The organism is Psychrobacillus sp. NPDC096426 (genome assembly GCF_044762745.1).
Taxonomy (GTDB): domain Bacteria; phylum Bacillota; class Bacilli; order Bacillales_A; family Planococcaceae; genus Psychrobacillus.
In genome coordinates this window covers 1-9,603 of sequence record NZ_JBIWEX010000046.1, presented here as the reverse complement: position 1 = coordinate 9,603, position 9,603 = coordinate 1, and the positions used below count along the sequence as shown (strand labels likewise).

Genomic DNA, 9,603 nt, shown 5'->3' with positions numbered 1-9,603 from the left:
TTCCATTTTGTTTTGTCATATCGATCGACCTCCGTGTAATTTACTTAATCATATCACGTTAGCCTCGTACGACTTCTATCCTAACAGAGGGGGATTTCTTAGTCCTGAACTTAAACAAGCTATGGAAATAAGACTTTCAAAGTTGTTAGGTGATGAGGAAAATTATATTTGGTATACCAATTGGTTAATCGTGTCGAAAGATAAAAACTGTAGTATTGGAGGAATAATGTTAAAAGGTCTTCCAAATGAAAATGGTGAAGTAGTAATAGGTTATTATACTCTCCCTGAATTTCAAGGAAACGGCTATATGACGGAAACTATTAATAATTTGAAAAACTGGTTGTTAAATCAGCCCGATGTTATTTTCGTTATTGCTGATACAGATAAAGATAATATTCCATCGCACAGGGTTTTAGAAAAATCAGGGGCGGAAATGTATAAAGAAACAGAAGAATTATACTTTTGGCGATTTGTCTGAGATTAATTCACTGAATAAGAAAGAGTCATCATTTTATTATGGTGTCTCTTTTTTCTGTATAAGTACAATGTTAATCCAAAGAGTGGCAAAACCTTATTCAACCAACGAGTGCTTTTGTTAAATATTCGAATACCGATTTGAGTGTTATCTCGAATAATTGTACCACTGAACTGAACGGGTTACGTATTAGTTATGATGTTTTTTTTCTAGCCTTTTGTTCACTATAGACACTCATATTCCTACAACAACATCTAATGATGCTTAAATTAAGCTAAAATTATTTTCATAAAATTATTTTATACAGAAAGTCACCAAATGGTATCTTCATTTGTGTTATAAGTGAAAGGAGTTGATGCATGTTGCAACAATTAGTTTGTTCGACTGAACTAGATATAGAGCGAATTGTTGATACATATGGCAATATGCTATTTAGAATATGTCTTGTTATTCTATGCAATGAGAATGATGCAGAGGATGTCGTACAAGACACTTTTATTACTTATTTAACTAAATCTCCAATTTTTAACGATTCAGAACATGAGAAAGCATGGTTGATTACTATTGCCACTAATCGCTGCAAGAATATGAGAAGGTACAATATTATTCGTAAACATATGGATATTAATGATTTGCAACTATATTGTAAAGGTGATGAAAACTATGGTTTGCTCGACCATCTTATGAAATTACCAAATAAACAGAAGATTGTATTATTACTTTATTATGTAGTGGGATATAAAGTAGAGGAAATAGCAAAAATACTTGCCATTACTACATCAGCAGTAAAAAAGCGATTACAACGGGGAAGAGCGCTTATTCGAGAAAGATATCGAAAGGAGAATGAATGATGGACTTTGATAAAATCAAAGATGCTGTTAATTCTATTGAAATGTCAAAAACTATGAAAAATCGTGTGAAAGAGAATTGCAATATTATAGAAAATAAAAAATCGGGAGCATTAAATTTAAAAAGGTGGATTTCGGTAGCATGTGCATTTGGAATCCTATTGTCAGTTATGATAGGCATTCCATTTTTTAATAAGAATGGAGAGCTCCAAGTTGCAAATTTTGCAATCACAGCTTATGCATTGAGTGATGATGGTAATCAGCTTAATACAAATCTTTCATCAGAAAAAGCTACTTTTGAATTATCAACTGAACATAGAGTAGGTGTTTTAAATAGTGTAAGTGGTGATGGAGCTAATTTAATTTTTACAAATGTTATGTTAAATATAACTGGAGAACATATCGACTCAATCACTTATACAATAAACAAAGGAAATTTTATTGAAGATGTTACACTTACAACTAAAGAGATAGAAAACAAAGACAGGTTGTTATTAGAAAAAATATATATAATTTACGGTGAGCCTGGTTCAGATATATACCAAGGTATAAAGGAAATCGGGAATTCCTATACAGTTATGTATAATGAACAGGATAAATATAAATATACACTTGCAATTCCTCATGATGGTAACGATGTAATAGTTGATGACATAATAATCGAAGTAATTGTAAAATATACAGATGGAAACTCTGAACAACAAAATATTGTTGTAACTCAAGAATCAAATTCTATTTCATTAAAGCTTAATTAAAATAATCAAGGTGTTAATAATATTGTACAGAGAACTAAGTTAACTGGAGAAAAGAATAACTAGTAGAAAAAGCTACAAGATGAATTAAGAAACCAATACCAATCAGTGGCGAGGATTTATTGTATCGTAGTTTGTTTGCATTGACTAATTAGAAGCAGCATTGAAAGGTAATTTCCAATGCTGCTTTTTGCCTCTTAAATAACTACGGTGAACCTTATCATAAGCAAATGAGGTTTCTCTAATAAACTAAACCAACAAGGTATGTAGTTTTCAGTATTAAATTTTTTCATAGGAGATAGTGTGTTCCTGTAATAAGAGTTTTCCCTTTGCTGTAAGCAGATCTTTCCTAAATACCTTGTCAACACTGGGTTTGTACTGGTATTTCACCAACGACAGATGCAGCTGCATTTACTAAAGCTGACGATGAATTGACCTTGTAATCTATGGACTTGGCGTTTCAGATTTACCACCAAATAAACGAATACGTATCAATTGAACCTAAAATAAGTTGTTAACAAGAGATACATTCTATTTCTTAAAAGGAATATTCAACAATTCTGGAACCGTGACAAACTCGTAGCCTTGCTTTTGCAGTGCCGGGATAATTTGGTGAAGCGATTTGATTGTATTGGTTCGATCTCCGCCCGATTCTGCCCCATCGTGCATAAGAATAATCGCGCCTGGATGAATGTTGTCTAATACATTCGAAGCAATAACTTCCGGCGGGTCTTCCTGCCAATCCAACGAATCAACCGACCAGGCAATAACGTAATAGTTCATTTCGCCAAGCTTGTCGACTAATTCATTGTATAAGAAGCCATATGGTGGTCTAAATAATTTTGTCCGGTAACCAATAATGTCGTTAAGAGCATTTTCCGTTCTAGTTACTTCCCGCTCTAGGGTCTCCAAGTTGGATTCTTCAACAAGGTTAGGATGGGAGTACGTATGGTTTCCGATTACATGGCCCCCGTTTTGAACTTGCTTTACAATTTTAGGATTAGCAACGGCTTTTGAACCTAACATGAAGAAAGTTGCTGGTACATTGTACTGGTTTAATACATCTAATACATTCTTTGTAAAACGTGGGTCAGGACCATCATCAAAAGTTAAAGCAACTCGTTTTTGATCAGTAGGACCTTGTAAGAAAAATATATCTGGATACCGTTGTTGTAAAATTCTCAGGTCAACAGGCTGCTTACGTTCCCGCTCGGGATTTTCAGATACTCCTTTAGGGTCAGGAAAATCTTCTTTCGGATTATCCCGTACGTCCGCTTTCCACCATTGTCGCGATACATTCACCAAGGGTTCCTCATTCGCATAAACAGTCATGACATCTATTATATGAAAACAAAATAAAAACCCGGCAACCAACAACCACTTGAATATTCGATCTTTCATCCATTCATCTCCTTTTTATATTAATACCCTTTTTAACAGGGATTATTTATTCAAAAAGAAGGAAAATAGTTTCCATTTTTCTTGAATTATTATTGAGTATTGCTATCTTACTTGAAATATGAGTTAATTTATGTCATTTTCCAGTAAACCCAATTAAATCGTGATTGTTTTTTTTTGCTTTTCATTGATTCTCATGGAATATGAAGATAGGAAAAAGTTTGTAATATTGCACTTTTGCTATTGTATGTTCTGATAAAATATCTCCATCAAAGATGGGCTGCATGATGCGAGCCGTCTATCTAAAGTTTATTGATGGTGGAGGAGACTCAGCGGTAGATTGGGCTTTGACTTTGGAGCCAATTGCCAAAAGTGTGAAGATTATTCATCGACGGAATAAATTCCGTGCGCATGAACATAGTCTATCTAAGCTGGTAGCTTCTTTGTAAATGTAAATAATATTTTGTCCTGCACACTTAATTGTGGGTGGGGCTTGAAAGTCTAATTGAAAATAGCTTCCTAAATTCTGTGTTTAGTTAAAATTTGCACCAACAAAACCAGCAAATTTAATTCTTCGATACATGATAAATTACCTTATCTATAACAAAATCTCTTCATAAGCTATAAATATCATTAGGAAAGGAGTGGATATATTATGTATGGATGTGGTGAAAGCTCATATGGTGGGTACAGTAACAACGGATCGACCTTCGTATTGATTGTAGTATTGTTTATCTTACTAATCATTGTTGGAGCAACTTTTATGAGATACTAAACCAAAAATGATGTAGATTATTTGGATTAATCGAGAGAGTAACAATCCGTTTTTGAACCTCCTCTTCTAAAAAACGACCTTCTCCTGAATGAGTTGGTCGTTTTTTACTGTAAAGAAACTGCGGGAAAATCGTATTTATCGTGCAATTTCTATTTGTTATGTTCCCATCCATGTTTCACTTTCACTGTTATAAACCTTTTGTCATCTACGGTGAAACTTAGATGGTTCTCAATTACTTCCTGCAATTTCTTTCTTTTTTTTATTAGATACAATTTTCTCCGCTAATGAAGTTTGTACCCGAAAGGATGCATTAAATCATTGAACGATCAATTTACTAATACATTACAAGAATTAGCTGATATAACAAAATAAATTTTCAATCTAAAAAGTCGATCCCTTTATCTATTTAGGGAATCGACTTTTTATGTTTGTCTTTTTAAACAAATATGAGGTGAAAGTATTTGATTACTAAATACTAATACATAAGAGTTATACAATTGTATGAAATAGAGGGCTAATCGCATTCCGACTTAATTTTATATTAAAAATAGTGTTGCGATTAAGAAGAAAGGAAAAAATTCTCTTCTAAAGCGATTTCGTATAAACATTCCTCTTCCTGGGACAACTCCATCTATCATTCCGATGCGTCTTCTACCCATTCTATCTCTCATCATAACCCGGCGGCCCATGTTTCTCATAACAAACGGTTCCATAATATCCCTCCTTTCTATAGTTTGAACATTCTTTGAATCCGTGCTAAATAAATTCCCTTATATTGGTGGTTTCGTATTATCCGCCAAATCGTCTGTAATAAAGGGCAGATCGTTTGAACCTGCCCATTATCCGTATTAATCGAGGTGGTAATACTCAATGAAGTGGAAAATATCAAATATTATTCACCACATAGAGTTTAATAACCTTTCATTACAAAAGAAGTGCCTACGATGATAAGGAGAATAAACAATACGACAATCAATGCAAAGCTTGAGTTTATGTTATTACCGCCACCGCTATAGTTTTCATCATATGTTTCATTACTCATATATTTTCACCTCCTGCATTAAGATTAAGGATTACTTGAATACATCCTTAAAAATAGTTTATGTCAAAAATATGAATGGACTTGGACTAATGTGATAAGTATCACTAGCGTCGCATTATTTTCTTTTAACAGTAACAATTCCATCAAGGGGTTATTGCCAACTTAATAGAATTATAGAAATAATGATTGATTTTACTAGCGTCGCAGTTTTGTTGAATAAGAAAAGAAAGTAAAAAGGGGATTTTATATTATGAACATTGAAGAAGAGTATCTACCTATGTACCTTCCATGCAGATGAAATTCAAACTGTAAGTGGTTTTAGCTTCACAAGGGAAGATTATGCAGCCACAAAGCAAATAAAAAAAGTGAGCGTATCTCTTTCTTATTTTCTTTTAGTGAACAATTAGACTTTTTAAATGCAACTGCATTTATTAAAAACATTCTATTCGATGACCTGTTTTTCCGTCCAAAACATCAAAGAGATTCCAACGATCCATTGTGAAATGTTACACTTCAACTAAGACAGCTGGTTGATTGAATAGAATAAGACAATTGAAAACTAAACTATGTAAGTACAAAGGGAAATAAGGTTACGGTATGTATCAATAACGTAACAATGATTTCGTTTTATGAAAGTAAAGAATAAAACATCAAGGATTTATCGGATTGATATATAATAATCAGCATGATATAATGTAAAAATGCCAAAAACTTTGCGAGTGATAAAATATGAAGAAAATTTCATTTAACATAAAATGCTTTTTTAATCCAAAACCCTCGACTGCTATCAGTCGAGGGTTTTTTTTGCTTCAAGGAAACAATTATATAAAGACGAAACTTTACGTATTAAACTATCTAGTTTGAATGGTTCAAGTGTATAAGGAGGAAATAATATGGATGATAATAAGTATAATGACCTTAAATTAGGTGAGCGTGGTGCAATAATTAGTATTATTGCGTATATATGTCTATCCATCTTGAAGCTGGTTATTGGGTATATGAGTGACTCTTCAGCATTAAAAGCAGATGGTCTAAATAACGCAACCGATATCATTGCTTCAATTGCAGTACTTATTGGACTTAGACTTTCACAAAGACCACCAGATAAAGACCACGGTTACGGTCATTGGAAAAGTGAAACAATTGCATCTATGATTGCATCATTTATTATGTTAGCAGTTGGAATACAAGTACTGAATGATGCAATTAGCTCCATGTTTCACGGTGAAAAAGAAACTCCTAATATTCTTGCTGCATACGTGGGTGTTTTTTCAGCAATAGTCATGTATTTTGTTTATCGCTATAATAAAAAATTGGCAAATCAAATAAAGAGCAAAGCAGTTATGGCAGCTGCAAAAGATAACATTTCAGATGCTTGGGTAAGTATAGGAACAGCAGTAGGTATATTCGGATCACAACTCAATATGGCATGGCTTGATACGATAACGGCGGTTATTGTAGGTTTATTAATTTGTAAAACAGCTTGGGATATCTTTAAGGAAGCTTCACATGAGCTTTCAGATGGATTTGATGTGGATAAAATTGAACTATACCGGAATGTAATTACAAAAGTAGATGGAATTAAGGGGATTAAAGAAATTAGGGGGAGAAACTACGGTAGTAATGAGGTAATAGATGTAGTAATCCTTGTTAATTCTAAGTTAGGTATTAAAGAAGCTCATGATATTGCTAGCCACGTTGAAAAAGTCATGATGAAAGATCATGGTGTCTATGATGTACATGTTCATGTAGAGCCAAATTAATTAATAATGAAAGTATTATCTAATATATCCTTTCCTCTTAGCGTTTCTTTTAATTTGAATGCATTTCAAAAATTACAGAACGCTCAATGTATAAAAAAATTGAGCGTAGTATTTTGATCCTAAAAAGGAATTATTAAACCTTTATTCTTTTAAGATAATAATTGAACTTCTGTTACTCTTTTAAATTTAAGAAATTACTAATTACCTTTATATATTCATTTTTGGGATATTTCTTATATAAATCGCTTGATAATCGAATCGGGTCGCCAAAAAAATATCGCTCATATTGGGTTTGTCTTGTTCCAAATGAACTCATTGTTAGATCCCAAGCTAAACGAAAAATTTTTACACGTTCCTCTGCGGTCTTCGTTGCTCCTTGAAGATACAAATCTAAGTCATTTCTAATAATAGAATGAAATGCTTTTTCGGTTGGCAATGTAATCATTCCACTAGCTCCGATTAGCTGTATAATTTCAGTGAAACGAGGATAGATTTTAGGAAAGATGTTACCAGCAACTTGAAGCGGGAAAATTTCTGGCCGCATATATCCCCATTCATCTAATTTTGCGTTATTTTCAGATTTTTCTAACAAAGCTTTCATCGTTTCTAGACCAATGATGATTTCTGACATTTTTTCTTGGATATGTTGATACTCGCTAATTTTAATCGTTTCAATAAGAAGCTCAGCAATACCTAAGACGAACTCTGTTTTTACAATTTGTCTAGTCAACACTTGATGCTTAGTAAAAGGATGGAAAGCGCTTTGAATTGGGAATTCTTCGGCTACTTCCGCATTGTTGTAGTAAAATACCCTATTCCAAGGTACTAATACATTGTCAAAGACAACGATAGAATCCATTTCTTCAAACCGCGAGCTTAATGGATGATTAAAAGAAGATTGACCTCCGATGAATGTATCCCTACAAATAAACTTGATTCCTTTCGTGTTAGAAGGGATAGAAAAAGCAAAAGCTTCATCTTCATTAAATAGAAATTTACCAACGCTAAAAACTAATACTTCATCTGTTAAACCACCTTGCGTAGCAAGAAGACGGGCACCTTTAATGATAATTCCTTCTTCATTTTTATCAATAACTTTTGCGGCAATTGGCTCATCGGTATTTTCAAAGTAGATATGAGAACGATTCACTTGAGGAGAAATAAAGGTATGTGTAAACGACAGGTCTTTTTCCCTGGACAATTCATAAAATGCTTGTAGATTATTTGGAAAACATTTGTCCTTGTTTTTTAAAAAGGATACTGAAGAAGCAAAGCTCATTAAAACTGTGTTCAAATAATCTGGGCTTCTCCCCATGATCCCCCCTGAATACCTAGCCCAATGTTCAGTCATCTTTCTTCTTTTTATTAAGTCCTCTTTCGTTTTTGGTTGCAAATAGGAAAGACCAATAAGTTCTCCTGATACTGGTGAAATAAAGGTCATCTCATCATTTATTTTTGGGTCATGTTGTAAATCATAAAGAGCCGCTTTTGACTGAATAAGTCCTTTAAAGGCAGGATGGTCAGAGAGTAGCCCCTCAATTTTTTCACCGTCGTACCATATTTCATTATTTAGCTGATTTAATCGGTTAATATAATCTTTTCCATTAATAGCGCCCATGTTTCACTCCCCAATTTTAATCGATTTTATAAAAAGTATACGATTATAGCAGTTTTAACCATTTAAGACATTCAATATTTTATTACTATTAATAAAATTAACCTATGTGAAAAGAGCATGTTAATATTCCTTCTTTCACTAAAGGAGCAGTTTAGTTTAACCAGAAAAAATTGGTATAATATACCACTGACGTTAAAAGGAAAGGTGTGATGTCTTTTGGTTAATTTATTTAATCATTTAGGTAATACAAGTCAACATTTGCGACGAAAAGACTCTTTTCGTTTTTCAGTTTCAAACGAAGCCCATGCTTTTGACAGTAACTATTCCATTCCACCTAAAATAGTCATATTAAAGGGATTATTGCCAACTTAATAGAATTATAGACATAAGAAGAGTTTTTATGGCAGGTTAACGAAGTAGTTTTTTTACGGGTAACGGTAAAGTTTTTCATAGATGGAAAAGGGGACAAGTATGAAACGGATCTAAATACAAACTAAATCAAATAACAGATTATCTTAATGAAATTATTAATAATCAGCAGGGAGTAGGATTAAGCGTTGCAATTGTTAAAGACTCGGACATTATCTATTCTAAAGGTTTCGGGTACTCCCAGATTCAACCAGTAAATCGACCAATTGATGGTAATACATTGATGAGCATTCAAAGTATTTCTAAGAATTTTATGGCACTCAAAGATAAAATGTACCAAGCAAAGTAAATTTAAACCCTCTTAATAATGTGTTGTTAAACAAACGATTTTTTTAGCAAACAAGACCATCAACATTTCGATGGTCTATTTGTGCGACGGGCAGTCGCATTGGGGGCTGACGTAGTCAACGCCCTTCATTTTCGTTATCGGACAGAGACGTCATCTCGATGAAACGACTGGAAGAACGATAACGAAATAGAATTCCAGATGGTGAAAATCCATA

General features: G+C 33.2%; 10 protein-coding genes and 1 pseudogene. 7 read left to right on the top strand and 4 right to left on the bottom strand.

Features of this window, described 5'->3' with window-relative positions; genetic code table 11:
* Positions 1–4 precede the first annotated feature (4 nt).
* The 3 genes from ACIQYS_RS22065 (at position 5) to ACIQYS_RS22055 (ending at position 2,078) form a co-directional block, all read left to right on the top strand.
* Complete coding sequence (locus ACIQYS_RS22065) at positions 5–478, top strand: GNAT family N-acetyltransferase (RefSeq protein ID WP_402985130.1); 474 nt, start codon at positions 5–7, stop codon at positions 476–478.
* Between the two features lie 356 nt (positions 479–834).
* The gene (locus tag ACIQYS_RS22060; protein ID WP_402985126.1) at positions 835–1,326 is read left to right on the top strand and encodes an RNA polymerase sigma factor; all 492 of its coding nucleotides are present in this window, start codon (positions 835–837) and stop codon (positions 1,324–1,326) included.
* On the top strand, positions 1,326–2,078 hold the full coding sequence (locus ACIQYS_RS22055; RefSeq protein WP_402985124.1) for a hypothetical protein: 753 nt from the start codon (positions 1,326–1,328) through the stop codon (positions 2,076–2,078). The genes ACIQYS_RS22060 and ACIQYS_RS22055 overlap by 1 nt, the downstream gene beginning before the upstream one ends.
* A gap of 528 nt (positions 2,079–2,606) precedes the next feature.
* Here the strand turns inward: ACIQYS_RS22055 and ACIQYS_RS22050 are convergent.
* Positions 2,607–3,476 carry a polysaccharide deacetylase family protein gene (locus ACIQYS_RS22050; RefSeq protein ID WP_402985122.1) on the bottom strand — a complete coding sequence of 290 codons (870 nt, stop codon included), beginning with the start codon at positions 3,474–3,476 and terminating at the stop codon, positions 2,607–2,609.
* A gap of 314 nt (positions 3,477–3,790) precedes the next feature.
* On the opposite strand from ACIQYS_RS22050, the pseudogene ACIQYS_RS22045 reads away from it, so the two are divergent.
* A pseudogene (locus ACIQYS_RS22045) lies at positions 3,791–3,916 on the top strand (NAD-binding protein); the annotation flags it as partial.
* A 212-nt stretch (positions 3,917–4,128) separates the two neighbouring features.
* Positions 4,129–4,248 (top strand): YjcZ family sporulation protein, encoded by a 120-nt coding sequence (locus tag ACIQYS_RS22040; protein ID WP_093268161.1) that lies wholly within the window; start codon positions 4,129–4,131, stop codon positions 4,246–4,248.
* 536 nt (positions 4,249–4,784) lie between these two features.
* On the opposite strand, the gene ACIQYS_RS22035 is transcribed toward ACIQYS_RS22040, so the two are convergent.
* Positions 4,785–4,961 carry a hypothetical protein gene (locus tag ACIQYS_RS22035; RefSeq protein ID WP_402985120.1) on the bottom strand — a complete coding sequence of 59 codons (177 nt, stop codon included), beginning with the start codon at positions 4,959–4,961 and terminating at the stop codon, positions 4,785–4,787.
* 197 nt (positions 4,962–5,158) lie between these two features.
* On the bottom strand, positions 5,159–5,290 hold the full coding sequence (locus ACIQYS_RS22030) for a YjcZ family sporulation protein (protein WP_402985118.1): 132 nt from the start codon (positions 5,288–5,290) through the stop codon (positions 5,159–5,161).
* An 893-nt stretch (positions 5,291–6,183) separates the two neighbouring features.
* Here ACIQYS_RS22030 and ACIQYS_RS22025 point away from each other — a divergent pair.
* Complete coding sequence (locus tag ACIQYS_RS22025) at positions 6,184–7,053, top strand: cation diffusion facilitator family transporter (protein WP_402985116.1); 870 nt, start codon at positions 6,184–6,186, stop codon at positions 7,051–7,053.
* A gap of 172 nt (positions 7,054–7,225) precedes the next feature.
* Here the strand turns inward: ACIQYS_RS22025 and hpaB are convergent, their stop codons facing one another.
* A complete protein-coding gene (gene hpaB / locus ACIQYS_RS22020; RefSeq protein ID WP_402985114.1) occupies positions 7,226–8,671 on the bottom strand; it encodes a 4-hydroxyphenylacetate 3-monooxygenase, oxygenase component in 1,446 nt (481 codons plus the stop codon).
* 502 nt (positions 8,672–9,173) lie between these two features.
* Here hpaB and ACIQYS_RS22015 point away from each other — a divergent pair.
* On the top strand, positions 9,174–9,389 hold the full coding sequence (locus ACIQYS_RS22015; RefSeq protein WP_402985128.1) for a serine hydrolase: 216 nt from the start codon (positions 9,174–9,176) through the stop codon (positions 9,387–9,389).
* Positions 9,390–9,603 lie beyond the last annotated feature (214 nt).

Bases quoted from the DNA above. Each gene is read 5' to 3' on its own strand.
- ACIQYS_RS22060 (WP_402985126.1), top strand. From the start codon at position 835: ATGTTGCAACAATTAGTTTGTTCGACTGAACTAGATATAGAGCGAATT.
- ACIQYS_RS22055 (WP_402985124.1), top strand. From the start codon at position 1,326: ATGGACTTTGATAAAATCAAAGATGCTGTTAATTCTATTGAAATGTCA.
- ACIQYS_RS22050 (WP_402985122.1), bottom strand. From the start codon at position 3,476: ATGAAAGATCGAATATTCAAGTGGTTGTTGGTTGCCGGGTTTTTATTT.
- ACIQYS_RS22040 (WP_093268161.1), top strand. From the start codon at position 4,129: ATGTATGGATGTGGTGAAAGCTCATATGGTGGGTACAGTAACAACGGA.
- ACIQYS_RS22035 (WP_402985120.1), bottom strand. From the start codon at position 4,961: ATGGAACCGTTTGTTATGAGAAACATGGGCCGCCGGGTTATGATGAGA.
- ACIQYS_RS22030 (WP_402985118.1), bottom strand. From the start codon at position 5,290: ATGAGTAATGAAACATATGATGAAAACTATAGCGGTGGCGGTAATAAC.
- ACIQYS_RS22025 (WP_402985116.1), top strand. From the start codon at position 6,184: ATGGATGATAATAAGTATAATGACCTTAAATTAGGTGAGCGTGGTGCA.
- hpaB (WP_402985114.1), bottom strand. From the start codon at position 8,671: ATGGGCGCTATTAATGGAAAAGATTATATTAACCGATTAAATCAGCTA.